Genomic DNA, 15,603 nt, shown 5'->3' on the forward strand with positions numbered 1-15,603 from the left:
CAGGACGTCGCGCACTTCAATCAGCGATCGGCCCCGGGATTCTCGATTCGACCTTTTCTCGAAATCATTCGTTTGTGAGATTCCTTTTACCGCCCTTGCAGTGCGGCCTGCACGCTTCAGGCATTGCCGATCCGCAGCGTCCGGGACGGAGTGCACTGGCTCAACGTGCCGGGACGGTCAAGTCCGGCCTGCGCTGACATGAGGCGACACACGATTGGTTGACATTCAAGCCCTAGTGACAGGATAGATGTATATGCATACGAGTTGAGCAAGTCATCGGCTTGGGCGACTACAAGGGGGTAGCCATGGCCGGAACGTTCGAGGTTATTCATGACGGAGACGTCTCTTTCATGTTTAGGTTGAAGGCTCCCGATGGGACGGTCGTAGCGGTATCCGGACCGTATCCGGATAAAGCGTCTGCCGTTGACGGGATACATGTCGTCCGTGAGTGTGCTGGAACGGGTTTGATCAAGGATCTTTGCCCGGTCCCCAGCCCCGGTGAAGGGGTGCCGGAGGAGCCGAGCCCTTCCCCGGCTGCAGCGGCGGGGTAACAAGCAATCCGATCCAAGGCCGCCCGCCCCGTGTGCTTGGACTCGAAGCGGACTGTCCGCGGTGCCACGCCACTGGAACGCGCCGGTTCGGACCTTGGTAGGACGTGAAGCCTTTTTCACGCCACGGCAATGCCTGTGGCAGGGTTAGACCCGCGCGGCCGCCATGGACATCGCCATGAGCACTATTGCCCTTGCCGGGGCAGGGATGGCTGCCTGCTTTCGTAGGCTGACGCAGGAAAGAAGGCAGGCAGTGGTTGGTCATCCAAAGGTCTCTCAACCAGGTGCGAGTGGTGCGCCGGCTTCCGGGCACGGTCCGGAGAAACTGTCGCGGGATGAACGACGCGCCCAGCTCTTGGCCGCGGCTCAGGAAGTCTTCGTAGCCAAGGGCTATCACAGCGCCGGCATGGATGAAATTGCCCGGATGGCCAGAGTGAGCAAGCCAGTGCTGTACCAGCACTTTCCATCCAAGCGCGATCTGTACATTGAGCTGTTGGACCTTAACCTCAGCACCCTGACCGATCTTCTGCTGGGGGCCCTCAGCTCCACGAAGGACAATAAGGAACGGGTGCAGGCAGCCATGCGCGCCTTTTTCCGCTTTATTGACAGTGACGATCGGGCACACCGCCTCGTCTTCGAATCCGGCCTCATAAACGACCCTGGCGTAAGTTCGCGCCTTGAAGCATTCAACAAGGCCTTTGCCGGTGCACTTGCCCGGATTATCAGCGAAGATACAAAATTGCCGCTCATAGAAGCGGAACTGCTGGCCAGAGGTCTGGCCGGCTTGGCACTGGTGAGCGCACGCTATTGGCTGGAGACCAAAGGAAATCTGGATCTGGATACAGCCAGCGACCTCGTCTACCGGTTGGCCTGGCGTGGAATCTCACGCTTTCCCAGGGAGACCTGAACCCGATTCAGGAGATGGTCGAAGCCACCGGTCACCCTTACATGGGACCGGGGTGCGGAGAGGACCAAGACGCCGAAATGCTGCCGTAATCGCGTCTGAGGATAACTACTCTTCCTTCGAGTCCAATTTGTCCTTGATATGGTTGCACGTTCGGGTCCAAAGGGAGCAATGATGAACTCAGAGGCAAGTGTCCATAAATCGGAGCACGAGGATCTGCAAGTATCCGCCTCTCCGGAACCATCCGCTGCGGGGCATCGACCACTGGATGACTGGACGGACGATCCCCTGTTGGCACGCCGGCAGCCCCAGCCATTCAAACCTTCAGAGTGGCCCTGAACCGCTCCAACTGCATCTTGCGTGCCTCCCCCAGGCTGCTCGGTGACCGGCCTGGTCTAGGATCATAATGCCGTCCGGCGTCTGTTCGGGCGGAATTTTTATTGGGGGAACGGCCTATGTTATTGGAACACTTGGGAGCCCGACTGACCGTCGGAATAGACGGATCGTTCGGAACTCTGTACCATCCACTCCTGGCCGTGGCGCCCGCGGCCAACACGACCAGCAGCGAAACTGGCGCCGAGCATCCGCACTATTCGCTGACTGCGGATCTGCTGAAACGTGGGTTCAGGCCAGCGTGCAATACCGATAATGGAGACATCGCGCTTAGAGCTCAGCCTGCCGACGGCAGCATTCAGTGCCGTGCTACTACTGACGGCCTTATCTCTTTGGTGTTCGACAACAAACCAGTATGGTCCCAGCGGTTCGACCCAAAAGACGCTGAGACCGCCCTCTGGCTTACCGCCGCGCAAACCAGGGAAGTGACCCTTATTGGCGGCGACGATCTCCAGATCACTGAACCCGAGATTGACCTGACACTCGCCGCTGTCATGGGGAACTTGGTGATAGCCAGAATTCCTACTGTGTGGACCTAGCCGCGACCCGGAGGCCGTTAAGCAGCCCCTCAGCGGCAGTTCAACCCTCGCAAAGTCACCCTGCCAAGAACAAGAGAATAAACGGCGCGCAAACGTCGGGCCGCTGATTCTCGATTTGAATCACTCTCCGTATCCTCCGTTTGTGAGAAGTCGGATCATGGCCGCAGTGTGTGATTGTTCGCCGTGGATGGCGGTTAATTTGCAGCTTCTAGAAAGGCTGGCTTTCTGTGCCGTGTCGAGACCGTGATTCTGACTGCTCTGGCTCACTTAGCGCGGGCTGGTTCAGACCAAGCCGTTTGTCCTCGGCGAGGAAAGCCGCAGCCGGTATGGTCCAGACAGGCCTGAGTGGAGCCCCCACTGCAGACTCGCTCAGTCAGGCTTTCCGGGGCGGCAGTGCGAGTTTGCAGACCTTTGCCCAGGTGGAGCCGACCTGCTTCCAGATGGGGCCGGTGGTGTAGATCAGGCCGTAGCGCTGGCAGATTTCGCGGACCTGTGGCGCGATCTCGGCGTACCGGTTGGAGGGCAGGTCCGGGAACAGGTGGTGCTCGATCTGGTGGGAGAGGTTGCCAGTCATGAGGTGCATGAACTTGGACCCGGAGATGTTGGCTGAGCCGATCATCTGGCGCACGTACCAGTCGCCGCGGGTTTCGCCTTCCACCATTTCCTCGGTGAAGGTGTCCGTACCTTCGGGGAAGTGGCCGCAAAAGATCACGGCATGCGCCCAGAGATTGCGGACGGCGTTGGCGGTCAGGGTGCCGTAGAGGGCTTGTTTGCCCGAACCGGTAAGCATGGCCACGGCGGGGGTCGCGGCGTAGTCCTTGGTGAACTGGGTAACGACCTTCCGGCCCAGGGCTTTGAGGTCCTTGAGCAGGGCTTCCTTGGACTTCTGGCCTTCTTTGTACTCGGTCAGCTCGAGGTCGTAGATGGCGATGCCCCACTCGAAGACCGGGGCCAGGAGTGCGTTGTACAGCGGGTTTCCCAGGTTGTACGGCGTCCAGGGTTGGTTTTCGTCCATGCGGAGCAGGTTGAATCCGACGTCGTTGTCCTTGCCCACCACGTTGGTCCAGCGGTGGTGCGAGTCGTTGTGGGTATTCTGCCAGGCACGTGACGGGGTGACGAAGTCCCACTCCTAGGTGGTCGAGTGGATGTCCGGGTCCCGCATCCAGTCCCACTGGCCATGCAGGATGTTGTGGCCCAGTTCCATGTTCTCGAGGATCTTGGCCAGACTCAGCAGCGTGGTGCCAGCGACCCACGCCGCCTTGTTCTTGCTGACCAGCAGTGCCGCCCGGCCGGAAATCTCCAGCCCGCGCTGGATCTTGATCATCCGCCGGATATAAGCGGCATCCACAGCGCCACGTTTGGCCAGGATGTTGTCGCGGATGGCGTCGAGTTCCCGGCCCAGCTCGGCGACCTGCTCGTCAGAGAGGTGCGCCGCGGACGGCGGCCTCAGCGTGGGTCCGCCGGACTCGGCGAGAGCGCCGGGCCGGATCTTCGCCGCACCCGGTGCCTTCTTCGTGGGGGCATCGTCCCCGGAAACATCAGGCTTGTTGGTAATGATCGTCATGTACTGGTACTCCTCAGAGGTCGAGGTTCACGGGTCCGGCAGCTGCCGAAACGCGCGTCTGGATTAGTTGGTTCGGACGGCCATGGACCTCGCCGGGACTCGCGTCACCGGGATGGCTGGCCCGAAGCGAAGAAGAGGCTGGCTGCTCGCCGTCTACGGTTTCACCCGGGCAGCGCTCTGTAAGGGCACCCCTGCCGTCCGCGTAGAAGAGCCACGGCGGCATGAAGCTGACGAGTTCGCGTGCAAGATCGTGCGCGGTGGAGGGCTGGCCCGTGCTGAAGGCGTGCATCACTCCACTCACGATTAGCCCGCCGATCGAGCTCGCCATGAGGTCAATTCTCGCGTCCGGCCACTGTGGTCGGGCGATCGCCATGATCGGACGGGCGCCCCGGGCGAACCCCTTGATGGCTCTCGCTACCTGTGGCGCCGGTGCCCTCGGAGAGCAGCAGGTGCCCGTAAAGTTCCCGGTGCTCGAAGACTGACTGGAGAATGAGCTCGAGAGCGAACTCGGAGACAGCTTGTCCCTCGGCGCCGTGCACGGTCCGGGCCTCAAGGTCGAGGGCACCAATCTCGGTGACCAAGTCGTCGAGGATGAACAATGCGAGCTCGTCGACGCTGGCGAACTGCTCGTAGAACCCGCTCCGGCTGAGTCCCGCCTCGCGCGCGATGCGGGTCACGGACGCAGCACCGAAGCCTTCCGCCTTAACGACCGCCGTCAGCGCTTCGACTAGACGGCGTTGCGATGTGATCGCCCGAGGATCGGTCGATTCTCTCCGGGTCATGCGGGCCTGACTACGTCCATGCTGTGCCACACACACATTCTAAAGGTAGTTACAGCACATATGTGCAGTAGCCTGCGGGGAGGGGGCTTACCTATTCACTTGCGCTTCGATGGGCCGGGGGCTCCGATGCGTGCCATTGGAGCCAGAGACTCAAGGCGAGATCGAGACATCCCTTAGGCTCGCCTCGTCGCTCTTGTCGAGGCAGGCGAAGATGTCGTGCTCGACTCTCCTTCTGGTCGCTAAGCATCCGTGAAGACTACCGCCGCTTGGTTAGGCCGCTTGGTGTCGAACCCGAGACCATCCATTTGCCGCCCCGTGAGAAGTTGCCCTCGCCCGCGTTCGGGCCCGGCAGGCATAGTGACCCCCGATGACTTCCGTCTGAGTGAAGCGGTGGCGGCCGAGTATTTCGACCACTTTGAAGTCCCGACGAGGAGGAAGGACCTCTGACTGTCATTCCGTAGTTAGGTGCGTTGCGTCGGATTGGTCCCAATCTGGATGAGTGCAGACGACTTCTGACATTTCGTGCAGACGACTTCTGAAACTGACAAGATTCTTGTAACTATGTCTCTAAACCTTCTGCTTGAATCGGCGTATCAACCATTAGTTATGCGACACATTGGAGACGGGCATGTCGAAACTGATTGGGTACGCACGGGTTTCGACGCGGCAGCAGTCCACCGACCGACAAACTGCGGATCTACTTGCCGCCGGCGTTCGACGCGATGACCTCTATGTTGACCACGGCGTATCCGGAGCCCGCGCTTCACGGCCAAAATTCGATGAAGCACTTGACGCGCTCATGGAGGGCGACACCCTCGTCATCACAACCTTGGACGGGCTCGGGCGGTCCACCCAAAACATGCTCGCCTTCGCTGACGAACTCCGCAGCCGCGGCGCGGGTCTGCGCGTCCTGAACCTGGGCGGAGGCAACGTCGACACAGCAACACCGATGGGCTCTATGTTGTTCACAATCATGGCCGCCCTCGCGCAGATGGAACACGAGATCAAGCGCGAACGCGTCACTGATTACATAATCAAGCGAAGAGAAGCTGGCAAGGACCTTGGCGGCCGGCCCCGCCGGGTCACTGAGAGTCAGATCAGAAACGCTGTTCGCCTGGTCAAAGGTGGGGAGCCCGCGGCGCAGGTTGCACGGGATTTCGGTATGTCCCGAGCGACGTTCTACAGGCGGTCACGAGCGCTTGCCGACTAGCAGGGCGACATTTAGCGCCGCAAAAAGACCGCCATTTACCGCCAACGGTCACAACCATGGGCTCGCCGTACACCCTGGATTGGGTGTCCGAGTTGGAGTGCCAAGTAGATTGGGCGATGAGCGGGAAACACCATCAGGGCTAGGAAAAGGGTTGAGCATGGCGGGGAAGAATACCCGGAAGGAGATCTGGTCTTACTCCATCTTCGGTTCGGTAGTGCTGGCCGGAACTGTTGCCCTCATGATGTTCGGCGTGAACTCTTCGGTGTCAGCGGACATCGGGCCGCTTCTTGCAGGGCTGGCTCTCAGCACCTATGTATTCCGCTTCGGCTTGCCCTGGAAGTGGCTGAACTTCCTGTTCCTTGCATCGTTCCTTATCGTCGGCATGCTCCTGGGGCAACCCGGACTCATGTGGATGGGCGGCTATCTTGCAGGGGCCCAGTTCGGTGTTGCCTGGAGGCTCGTGGGTAAAAAGTCCGAGATGAAAGCCACGTGGACTGTAAACGGGAGGGGAATCGACACCCTGACTGAGGCTCGCAAGGTTGCCCAGCAGGAGCTGGGTATGTTGGACGGGGAACACCACCACCGCTTGGTAGTGGAACATGGGCCCGCCCGTTTCGAAGTCGCCGGAAGCCTGCCATCGAAGCTGGTGTGCCACCGCAACCATGATGCGGAAAATGATTTCTCATGGGCGGTCATGCAAAGCCACGGGCGCGTAGGGGACCTGTCGGTAGAGGTCCCGATCGGACGAGTTGAAGGCTTTATTCCCTCCCGCTATGTCAACGACATTGGGACCGTTGACGAGGCCCTGAAAGAGTTCTTGAAGAATCCGACCGCAGCGTCACTCGGTCCGGAGTGGGACACGGCAGATATTGCATTCGACCTGCGCCTCAGCGCATAACACTTGAAATGGAGTCGGAGATGACGACGGACGTAAATTCGCTGGCCCTCGATATGCTGACGTTTTCCGGGCTGCTTCGAATCATCCGTCAGCCCCAGTTGGCAGAGAACTATGAGGCACGGGCGAAGTATCTTCTATCCAATCCTGCAGCCGAAGATGTTGAGGAAACCCGTGCATGGGTTCGCCTGACACTCCAGGGAGGTGCTGGTGGACTCGGCGACAGGTACGTGCAGAAGGCGGACGGGGCGGTGGACGAGGTGCTCAACCAGCAGTATCAGGAGCTACTGCAGAAAATGACCGACTTCGCACTTGGCGCTGATGAGTCATTGTCGCTGCTCCAGCAGATGGGGAACACCATGTTCGCCCATGGCTACACCTACCTTCGCCTGGTGGAGGTCCCAACTGGCAAGTGGCCCTTCCGGCGCGGACACACCATGTACGAGGTGATGACCGCGCCTGGCCTGAGCCGCCTGGTGGATTCGACTCTTCTGGGTGGTGCCGTCGGCTACGACCCGCGCGGCACACGACGGGACATGCAGGAGTGCCAGATGACGGCACGCCGCCTTTTCGATGAGGGCCGGACCGATGACTGGGTGCACTTCTCAAGCTCGCAGGTGATTCCCGGCGAGACCCTGCGGCGGGCCACTGCGTGAAGCATGGCGGATAGCGGACTGTAGACCCGGCCTGTGGTGGTGGGGACTGGTCAGCCGTACGACCACGAGTACCGCAGCCAAAATGCGCATGAGCAGCTCCGGCTGTTCCCGCTGACCACAAAGTGCAACGCCGAGAGGGCTGCCGCACGCACATCCTCCGGATCACCCCTCCGAGTGCGTCCTTACGTCCGGGCTGACCTCGGCAAGGTGGCCGAGATTCCTTGAGACTGCGCGCGCCGTGGCGCGGACCGCCGGTGCCAGGACGTTGGGCGGGGTGGAACCGTCGGGGACCACGATGGAGAGCGCAGCCACCACGGATCCCTGCGCGTCAAAGATCGGCGAGGCCACGGACACTGTCCGCGAGGGGGCTGAGCGGCGGATCATGGCAATTCCGGTGCGCCGGACGTCGGACAGGGTGCGGCGCAGCTGGCCTTCGGGCATATGGTCAACTCCGGGTTCGTTTTCCGGCGGTTTCCGGAGCGTGGCCTCCTGGAACTGCTGGTCGGCGCCGGCCAGCAGCACCAGCCCGACGGCGGTGGACCGCAGCGGCGCGCGCCCGCCCACCCGGTAGGCCACTTCGGTGGCTTCCTTCGAGGACAGCCGCTCGATCAGCACGGCCTCTTCGTTGTCGCGGACGGCAAGCAGCACGTGATGGCGGGTCACCTCGAAGAGGTCCTCAAGGTAGGGCAGCGCGATCTCGCGCACCCCGTGGCCCCTCGGCGACAGGGACGCCACCTCCCACAGGCGGACCCCCACGACGTACCGGCCGTCGTCGAGCCGCTCCAGCGCACCCCACGCAACCAGCCGGGCGATCAGGCGCAGCGCGGTGGGCGCGGGCATCCCGGCATGTCGCGCCAGTTCCGAAAGGGTCAGCGCCCGACGGCGGTCGGAAAAGACCGCGAGCAGGCTCAGCGCCCGGTCAATCACCGGTTCGCCCTGCTTGGGCCGCTTCCCGCGGGTGGGACTGGTGTCGGTGTCCGGTTGGACAGTCATGGCCTGTGGTCCTTGCGCCGTTACGAGTTCGGACCGCAGTCCGTGAGCTAGAGCACAATACCATTCCAACCAATGAAAGAACCCTGTGGGCTTTACCTTGCCGGATACGAAGCTGGAACCCCAGGTACCCCACGTTCAGGAGCCCTTCCGCATGACCGCCCCCACCAGGCTTCGCGCCGAAAACCTCCGGGAAGCCCTGGGCGTCACCGTGTCCGAGCCCCGGCTCAGCTGGACCCCTCCGGCAGGAACAACGGAGCAGACGGCGTACCGCATCACAGCCACCAACGGCTGGGACACGGGCCGGGTGACGTCCGGGCGGCGCCGGGTTTCATACTCCGGCCCGGCGCTGCAGTCACGCAGCCGGTTCGAGTGGCGAGTCAGCACCTGGAACACCGGTTCGGAAGGCGTCGACAGCGTCTCCGGCTGGTCGGAGCCCATGCCCGTGGAGCTGGGATTCCTGCACGCCGCGGACTGGACGGCGCAATGGATCGGCCCGGACGAACCGGACGTTCCTGCCCCCGGCGAACGCCCCGGCTATGCCCTGCACAAGACTTTCACCCTGGATGCAGCACCGGAAACAGCCCGCGCCTACGCCACCGCCCACGGCATCTACGAACTGTTCCTGAACGGCGAGCGGGTGGGGGACCAGCAGCTCACCCCCGGCTCCACCAGCTACAACACCACCCTCCAGGTCCAGGCCTACGACATCACCCCGCTGCTGCGGCCGGGCAGCAACACGGTTCGTGCAGTCCTCACCGACGGCTGGTACCGCGGAACCTTCGGATACACGCGCGACGCCGACATGTACGGCGCGCAGACGGCATTCCTCGCGCAGCTGGAACTGGAGTCCGGGGACAGCAAGACGGTCATCGGCACCGATGAGTCCTGGCTGGTATCGAGAACGGAAATCGTCAGTGCGGACCTGATGAGCGGGCAGCGGGTGGACTTCCGCGTGCCGCAAGCTCCAGAAGGCAGCGCACCCACGGGGAGCGCCGCCGTCGTCCGCCAAGGCAGCTACGGAACGCTGACCGGTCCGGTGGCGCCGCCCACCCGGATCGTGCAAGAGCTCACGCCGGTCTCCATCAACCGCCTGGCCAACGGACACCAGGTGGTGGACTTCGGCCAGAACATCCACGGCTGGGTGCGGCTCACCAGGCTCGGCGCCGCCAGCGAAACCATAACCCTCGTCTACGGCGAGGCGCTGGATGCCCGCGGCGACGTGACCCAGGACCACCTGCGCCCGCACGACTTCAAGCGCCCCGGCCAGTTCCTGGCCGCCGGGCAGGTTGATGAGGTGACGGCGTCCGGCACCACGGGGGAAGTCTTCGAGCCGCGGCACACCACGCACGGCTTCCAGTACGCGTCCGTGCAGGGCCTCGCCGTGGACCTGGCGCCGGAGGACATCACGGCCTGCCTGGTCCAGACCGACCTGGAACCGATCGGAACGTTCACCTGCAGCGACAACCGCCTGAACAAGCTCCACGAAATTGTGCAGTGGAGCTTCCGCGACAACGCCTGCGAGGTCCCCACCGACTGCCCGCAGCGGGAAAAGGCCGGCTGGACGGGGGACTGGCAGCTGTTCGCCCCCACCGCTGCGTACCTCTACGACGTGACCGGCTTTTCCCGGAAATGGCTCAACGACGTCCGCGCCGACCAGTGGGCGAACGGCGTCATCGCCAACATTTCGCCGTCGCCTGGCCCGGAAACCACCGCGGCGGACTTCATGGCCTTCGTCAACGGTTCGGCGGGCTGGGGCGACGCCATCGTGATGGTGCCGTGGGAGCTCTACCTGGCCACCGGAGACGCCGGGATCCTCGCCGAGAACTGGGATGCCATGAGGCGCTGGCTGGATTTTGTCCGGACCGCCGCCGAATCTCACCGGCACCCGGTCCGCGCTGCTGCCAGCCAGGTCCCCGCGGAGCGCGAGAAGTACCTCTGGGACACGGGCTTCCACTGGGGCGAATGGATGGAACCGGACGGCCCGGAGCCGGACCTCTTCGCGGCCCGAACCGCCGATCACGGCATCGTGGCCACCGCGTATTACCGGCACACCACCGCGCTGATGGCGAAGATCGCCGGCGCCCTTGGCCTCAACGAGGAAGCCGCGGCGCTCGCTGAACTCTCCGAAAAGGTCCGGCAGGCCTGGGAAGCGGAATACGTGGACAACGCCGGGCAGGTCGCTGAACTCTCCGAAAAGGTCCGGCAGGCCTGGGAGGCGGAATACCTTGACAACGCCGGGCAGGTCACTGAACCGAGCCAGGCCAACTGCGTCCGTGCCCTCGCGTTCCAGCTGTTTGGCCCGGAGCAGCGCGCCGCTGTCACCGCCCAGCTCGTCGCGCTGATCAGGGCCGCCGGCACGCACGTGGGGACCGGGTTCCTGGCCACGCCCTACCTTCTGCCCGTCCTCGCGGACAACGGTGAACTGGACCTGGCGTACGAACTCTTGATGCAGGACTCGGAACCGTCGTGGCTGGCCATGGTGGACCGCGGCGCCACCACCATGTGGGAGCTGTGGAACGGCACCGACGCCGACGGCACCCCGCACCAGTCCCTGAACCACTACAGCAAGGGCGCCGTGGTGTCCTTCCTCCACCGCTACACGGCGGGACTTCGGCAGGCTCCCGGCAGCGCGGGCTACGAGCGGATCATCATCGAGCCTCGCCCGGGTGCAGGTCTGACGTCCGCGGCCACCTCGCATCGCGGCCCGCAGGGCCTGATTGAGGTGCAGTGGGCAACGGACGACGGCGGGCTGCAGCTTCGCGCGACCGTCCCCCCGGGCACCACCGCCGAAGTCCGCCTCCCCGGCCCGACTGCCGCCGTCGTCGGACCAGGAACTCACCGTTTCACTGCCCCCGCCACCCGCCAAACCACCGAACGTCCCCAGCTTGTAAGGAGCGCGCCATGAGTGTCAACGAAGCCACCGAGGTCTACGAAACCGGGCTGCCCGATGCTGCCCGGCCGGGCGGCGTGAAGGTTCCGCCGTTCCCCGTCTACGACGCCCCGGGTGTTCCCGAAACCGTCTCGGACGTCTCCGCGGTCCACCGGGAAGTCACCTATGCCCGCACCATCGGCTTCCGGCCGCTCAAGATGGACATCTGGCTTCCCCGCCGGGCCGCCGGACCTGTCCCGCTGGTGGTGTGGGTTCACGGCGGCGCGTTCCAGCTCGGGGACCGGCGCGAACTGCCGCCCACCTTCGCCCCGGATTCGGTGTTCCGGCTGCTCAACGAGGCCGGGATTGCCTGCGCGACCATTGACTACCGGCACTCCCTCGAGGCGCCCTTCCCGGCCCAGCTGCATGATGCGAAGGCCGCAGTCCGCTATTTGCGCGAAGTCTCCGGGGACCTTGGCGTCGATCCGGACCGGTTCGGGGCGTGGGGCGAATCCGCGGGCGGCCAGCTGGCCGCGATGCTGGGACTGACCGGGAACCGGGAAGACCTGCACGGCGGCCTCGGCGTGCAGGGGCACCCCAGTGCCATCAGCGCCGTCGTTGATTTCTACGGAACCTCCTCACTCGCCCAGATCCCGCCGAGGGACGAACTGGCCGGGCTGTTCCCGCCCGCCTTGACTGCCGCCGTACCTGCCGGGATGCCCCTTCAGCCCGGACCCATGCTGGTGGGCGGCGTGGACGACCCCGCGCTCCTGGCCGCGGCGAGCCCGGTGAGTTACGTGACCGCCGGCGCGCCGCCGTTCCTGCTGATCCACGGTGACAGCGACGGCCTGGTTCCCCACGAGCAGACCGACCTCCTTGCCGCCGCCCTTGCAGGCTCCGGGGTGGAGCATGAGGTCGTCACCATCAAGGGCGCGGACCACTGCTTCTTCGGGGCGGAAGACCAGCTGGACGCCATCCTCGCTGCCGCCGTCGGCTTCTTCGCGGAAAAGCTGGGCACGCCGTGACAGCCCGGCAGCGGGAGGCATCCGCTCCTGCAGACGGCGGGACGCTGGCGCCCGACGCGGGCTTCGCGCAGTACCTGGCGGCTCCGGAGGGACCGGAAACCATCGCGGGACAAGTGGGCCCCGATGTTCCCATCCGGACCGTCACCGTGGACGGCCGGCACGGGCCGGTAGCGATCCGGATTTACGGCGAGGCGGGCCGCGCGTCTGGACCGGCGCTGGTGTGGCTGCACGGCGGAGGTTTCGTCAGCGGCGGGCTGGACATGCCCGAATCGGACTATCTGGCACGGGTGCTGTCGTCCGCCGGGACGCCGGTCCTGTCCGTGGACTACCGGCTGGCCCGCGACGGGGTGCATTTTCCCGTGCCACACGACGACGCCCTTACCGGCTGGTTCTGGGCCCGCCGGAATGCCGCGGAACTTGGCGTGGATCCGGCACTCCTGTGCCTGGGCGGAGCCGGCGCGGGCGGCAACCTCGCCGTGGGGGCAGCGCTGTATCTGACCGACGCCGGAAAAGCCCTCCCCGCGAAGCTCCTGCTGGCCTACCCCTTCCTCCACGCCGAGCTGCCACCGCCTGCCGGCGGACTGGACGAGGACGTGATGGCGACACTGCCCAGGCACCTGCGCTTCACCCCCGAGGACGGCCTGCGGCAGGCTGAAAACTACGTGGGCGGCCCGGTGAGCATGGCGTCTTCATATGCCATGCCTGGCTACGCCGATCCTTCCGGGCTGCCGCCGGCGGCCATCGTCGCGTGCGAGTACGATGACGCCCGCGGCTCCTCGGAGAGCTTCGCAGCCAACCTGGAGCGCGCCGGGGTCCCGGTATCCTTCTTCCTGGCCCGCGGCGCAGTCCACGGCCACCTCAACCACGCGGCGGGCAGCCCGGAGGCGCAGCCCGTCCTGGATTTTCTGGCACGGGAGCTGGCCTCGGCAAAGGCTGTCTGAAGGCTCCGTCCGGGCCCGTCCTCCCTCTGTCCCGCCCTCCCTCCTTCTTCCCATCCCCGAGTTTTTGTCCAGATAATCGCGCGGAAAAAGCGTTTTGGAGCGATTATCTGGACAAAAACTCACCCGGCAGGGCCTGCTGCTTGTTACCCGGGCCGGTCATGAATTCGCGCTGACCCGCCGCGGAGTGTCAGCATTATTGGATGCTTGAGGCAACAAAACACCAGAATCCCCAGGGCGAAGCGCCCATCAACCCGGCATTGGCAGCGGAAAGCAGGATTGCCCGCGTCGCGGTCACCGTGTTTCCGCTCCTGGTGGTGGTTGCAGGCATCGTTGGTTTCCTGGCCCCTGGCGTGTTCAAACCGATGGCGCCCAGCGTCCCGTACCTCCTGGGCATCATCATGTTCTGCATGGGCCTCACGCTGACCCCGCCCGACTTCGCCGCCGTTGCCAAGCGCCCCTGGGCCGTTGCCCTGGGAATCGTGGCGCACTATGTGATCATGCCCGGGGCCGGCTGGCTGATCGCCGTCGCCCTGAACCTGGAGCCGGAGCTGGCCGTGGGCCTGATCCTGGTGGGTTGCGCGCCGTCCGGGACTGCCTCCAACGTGATGGCTTTCCTGGCCAAGGGCGATGTTGCCCTCTCCGTGGCCGTAGCCTCCGTCTCGACGCTCATAGCCCCGGTGGTCACCCCGTTGCTGGTCCTGTTCCTTGCTGGCTCCTACCTCCAAATCGACGCCGCCGGCATGGTCCTGGACATTGCCAAAACAGTCTTGCTGCCGGTGGTGGCCGGCCTGCTGGCCCGGCTGTTCCTCAAGAAGCTCGTGGCCAAGGTCCTGCCGGCACTGCCCTGGGCATCCGCCGTCGTGATCTCCCTGATCGTGGCCATCGTGGTGGCCGGCAGCGCCAGCAAGCTCGTGGCAGCGGGCGGCATCGTGTTCCTGGCCGTGGTGCTGCACAACGGTTTCGGGCTCGGACTGGGCTACCTCGCCGGAAAGATCGGACGGCTGGACAGCAGGGCACGCAGGGCCCTCGCCTTTGAGGTGGGAATGCAGAACTCGGGTTTGGCGGCGACGCTGGCCACCACCCACTTCAGCCCCCTGGCTGCCCTGCCGTCGGCCGTGTTCTCGCTGTGGCACAACGTTTCCGGCGCGATCGTCGCCGCCTGGCTGGCCCGGCGCCCGCTGGAGGACACCAAAGGCTGACCGGCCCCTTCTGTAGTCCCGAAGTAGTTCAGCCCCAATGCTGTTTCATTGAGTGAAACCGGCCACGTAGGACGGACTCCTGTACGCCAGAGTTGAGTAGTGACGCGGTCCACATGGGTGGCCCGGCGCATGAACGAAACGGCGCGGTACAACATGGAGTCAACGATGACGGCAGGGCGGGTTCTGAAGGGCATCGAATTTGCCCACCCCCACGGATCAGCCCCGCTGCTGCTTGACCTCTACCTCCCCGCGGCACCGAAGCGGTCCGGGGCTTTGCCGGCCGTCATCCACTACCACGGCGGCGGCTGGCGCGTAGGCGCCCGATCCTCCCTCGGCCCCACTGTGGACGCGCTGGGTTTGAGCCCTATCGAGCGCCTGGTGGACGCCGGGTTCGTGGTGGCCTCGGCGGATTACCGGCTGAGTTCAGTGGCCTCCTTTCCTGCCCAACTGCTGGACGCGAAGGCTGCCGTCCGTTGGCTTAGGGCCCATGCCGCTGACTACAACGTGGACCCGGACAGGATCTACGCCTGGGGCGATTCGGCTGGTGGGCATCTCGCCAGCCTGGTGGGGCTGACCGGCGGGTCGCCGGAGTGGCCCGGCCGGGATGATTCCGGCGGGCCGACGGATGTCAGCGATGTCGTTGCCGCCGTGGCCGCCTGGTACCCGCCCACGGACCTCCTCCGTATGGGGGAACAGCGCCTGCCCGACGCCGTCGCCAGCGCCGACGATCCCGGCTCCCGGGAGGCGCTCCTCCTCGGCGCCCAGCCGGCCGAAGCGCCGGACAAGGCGGCAGCGGCAAGCCCCATCACCTACACGGGGGACCACGCTCCGCCGTTCTTCCTGGCGCACGGCACCGCAGACCGTTTCGTCCCGGCGGCCCAGTCCGCCACGCTGGCCGCGGCGCTGGAAGCCGCGGGCACCGACGTCGAACTTTTGCTCATTGAGGGTGCCGACCACATGTGGGAGCTGCCGGGGCAGGACCCTGCCGCGGCCGCCAAGGCAGCTGACGCCACCATCGATTTTTTCCGCCGCCAGGCGCACAAGCCCTGACCTAAACATCCCGGGCACCCGTGCCCCGGCAAGAA

Annotated in this window: 14 protein-coding genes and 1 pseudogene; 11 read left to right on the forward strand and 4 right to left on the reverse strand. The window is 64.7% G+C overall.

The annotated features are described in order from the left end of the window. The first annotated feature begins 350 nt into the window (after window positions 1-350). The 3 genes from AC1MCD_RS09260 to AC1MCD_RS09270 all read left to right on the forward strand — a co-directional run bounded on the left by AC1MCD_RS09260 (window position 351) and on the right by AC1MCD_RS09270 (window position 2,384). Window positions 351-551: a YegP family protein gene (locus tag AC1MCD_RS09260; protein ID WP_498678259.1), complete on the forward strand. Its 201-nt coding sequence runs from the start codon at window positions 351-353 to the stop codon at window positions 549-551. Window positions 552-726: 175 nt separating this feature from the next. Beyond that, window positions 727-1,455 carry a TetR/AcrR family transcriptional regulator gene (locus tag AC1MCD_RS09265; protein ID WP_498677869.1) on the forward strand — a complete coding sequence of 243 codons (729 nt, stop codon included), beginning with the start codon at window positions 727-729 and terminating at the stop codon, window positions 1,453-1,455. A gap of 452 nt (window positions 1,456-1,907) precedes the next feature. Next, on the forward strand, window positions 1,908-2,384 hold the full coding sequence (locus tag AC1MCD_RS09270) for a hypothetical protein (RefSeq protein ID WP_498677870.1): 477 nt from the start codon (window positions 1,908-1,910) through the stop codon (window positions 2,382-2,384). A 373-nt stretch (window positions 2,385-2,757) separates the two neighbouring features. Here AC1MCD_RS09270 and AC1MCD_RS09275 read toward each other — a convergent pair. The 3 genes and pseudogenes from AC1MCD_RS09275 to AC1MCD_RS09285 form a co-directional block, all read right to left on the reverse strand. Further along, window positions 2,758-3,948: pseudogene (locus AC1MCD_RS09275) on the reverse strand (fatty acid desaturase family protein). A gap of 13 nt (window positions 3,949-3,961) precedes the next feature. Next, window positions 3,962-4,276, reverse strand: a complete 315-nt coding sequence (locus AC1MCD_RS09280; protein ID WP_498678511.1) for a hypothetical protein — start codon at window positions 4,274-4,276, stop codon at window positions 3,962-3,964. Between the two features lie 4 nt (window positions 4,277-4,280). Then, entirely contained in the window at window positions 4,281-4,760 is a 480-nt protein-coding gene (locus AC1MCD_RS09285) for a TetR/AcrR family transcriptional regulator (RefSeq protein WP_498677872.1), read from the reverse strand. A 598-nt stretch (window positions 4,761-5,358) separates the two neighbouring features. Here AC1MCD_RS09285 and AC1MCD_RS09290 point away from each other — a divergent pair. The 3 genes from AC1MCD_RS09290 (at window position 5,359) to AC1MCD_RS09300 (ending at window position 7,491) form a co-directional block, all read left to right on the forward strand. Beyond that, the gene (locus tag AC1MCD_RS09290) at window positions 5,359-5,940 is read left to right on the forward strand and encodes a recombinase family protein (protein WP_498677873.1); all 582 of its coding nucleotides are present in this window, start codon (window positions 5,359-5,361) and stop codon (window positions 5,938-5,940) included. Between the two features lie 151 nt (window positions 5,941-6,091). After that, window positions 6,092-6,838 carry a hypothetical protein gene (locus tag AC1MCD_RS09295; protein WP_498677875.1) on the forward strand — a complete coding sequence of 249 codons (747 nt, stop codon included), beginning with the start codon at window positions 6,092-6,094 and terminating at the stop codon, window positions 6,836-6,838. Window positions 6,839-6,858: 20 nt separating this feature from the next. Continuing rightward, window positions 6,859-7,491: a hypothetical protein gene (locus tag AC1MCD_RS09300; RefSeq protein ID WP_498677877.1), complete on the forward strand. Its 633-nt coding sequence runs from the start codon at window positions 6,859-6,861 to the stop codon at window positions 7,489-7,491. Between the two features lie 162 nt (window positions 7,492-7,653). Here the strand turns inward: AC1MCD_RS09300 and AC1MCD_RS09305 are convergent, their stop codons facing one another. Next, on the reverse strand, window positions 7,654-8,484 hold the full coding sequence (locus tag AC1MCD_RS09305) for an IclR family transcriptional regulator (protein WP_477709863.1): 831 nt from the start codon (window positions 8,482-8,484) through the stop codon (window positions 7,654-7,656). A gap of 151 nt (window positions 8,485-8,635) precedes the next feature. Here AC1MCD_RS09305 and AC1MCD_RS09310 point away from each other — a divergent pair, with 151 nt between their 5' ends. The 5 genes from AC1MCD_RS09310 (at window position 8,636) to AC1MCD_RS09330 (ending at window position 15,568) form a co-directional block, all read left to right on the forward strand. Then, window positions 8,636-11,389 (forward strand): family 78 glycoside hydrolase catalytic domain, encoded by a 2,754-nt coding sequence (locus AC1MCD_RS09310; protein WP_498677881.1) that lies wholly within the window; start codon window positions 8,636-8,638, stop codon window positions 11,387-11,389. Then, entirely contained in the window at window positions 11,386-12,378 is a 993-nt protein-coding gene (locus tag AC1MCD_RS09315; RefSeq protein WP_498677884.1) for an alpha/beta hydrolase fold domain-containing protein, read from the forward strand. Before AC1MCD_RS09310 ends, AC1MCD_RS09315 begins: the two co-directional genes overlap by 4 nt. Beyond that, window positions 12,375-13,319 carry an alpha/beta hydrolase gene (locus AC1MCD_RS09320; protein WP_498677885.1) on the forward strand — a complete coding sequence of 315 codons (945 nt, stop codon included), beginning with the start codon at window positions 12,375-12,377 and terminating at the stop codon, window positions 13,317-13,319. The genes AC1MCD_RS09315 and AC1MCD_RS09320 overlap by 4 nt, the downstream gene beginning before the upstream one ends. Window positions 13,320-13,519: 200 nt before the next feature. Then, window positions 13,520-14,518 carry a bile acid:sodium symporter family protein gene (locus AC1MCD_RS09325; protein WP_498677886.1) on the forward strand — a complete coding sequence of 333 codons (999 nt, stop codon included), beginning with the start codon at window positions 13,520-13,522 and terminating at the stop codon, window positions 14,516-14,518. Between the two features lie 99 nt (window positions 14,519-14,617). Continuing rightward, window positions 14,618-15,568, forward strand: coding sequence for an alpha/beta hydrolase fold domain-containing protein (locus tag AC1MCD_RS09330; protein ID WP_498677888.1), 951 nt, complete (start codon window positions 14,618-14,620; stop codon window positions 15,566-15,568). Window positions 15,569-15,603 lie beyond the last annotated feature (35 nt).

This window comes from Arthrobacter sp. BF1 (assembly GCF_056680215.1).

Bases quoted from the DNA above. Each gene is read 5' to 3' on its own strand.
- AC1MCD_RS09300 (WP_498677877.1), top strand. From the start codon at position 6,859: ATGACGACGGACGTAAATTCGCTGGCCCTCGATATGCTGACGTTTTCC.
- AC1MCD_RS09260 (WP_498678259.1), top strand. From the start codon at position 351: ATGTTTAGGTTGAAGGCTCCCGATGGGACGGTCGTAGCGGTATCCGGA.
- AC1MCD_RS09270 (WP_498677870.1), top strand. From the start codon at position 1,908: ATGTTATTGGAACACTTGGGAGCCCGACTGACCGTCGGAATAGACGGA.
- AC1MCD_RS09325 (WP_498677886.1), top strand. From the start codon at position 13,520: ATGCTTGAGGCAACAAAACACCAGAATCCCCAGGGCGAAGCGCCCATC.
- AC1MCD_RS09280 (WP_498678511.1), bottom strand. From the start codon at position 4,276: ATGGCGAGCTCGATCGGCGGGCTAATCGTGAGTGGAGTGATGCACGCC.
- AC1MCD_RS09305 (WP_477709863.1), bottom strand. From the start codon at position 8,484: ATGACTGTCCAACCGGACACCGACACCAGTCCCACCCGCGGGAAGCGG.
- AC1MCD_RS09310 (WP_498677881.1), top strand. From the start codon at position 8,636: ATGACCGCCCCCACCAGGCTTCGCGCCGAAAACCTCCGGGAAGCCCTG.
- AC1MCD_RS09315 (WP_498677884.1), top strand. From the start codon at position 11,386: ATGAGTGTCAACGAAGCCACCGAGGTCTACGAAACCGGGCTGCCCGAT.
- AC1MCD_RS09265 (WP_498677869.1), top strand. From the start codon at position 727: ATGAGCACTATTGCCCTTGCCGGGGCAGGGATGGCTGCCTGCTTTCGT.
- AC1MCD_RS09290 (WP_498677873.1), top strand. From the start codon at position 5,359: ATGTCGAAACTGATTGGGTACGCACGGGTTTCGACGCGGCAGCAGTCC.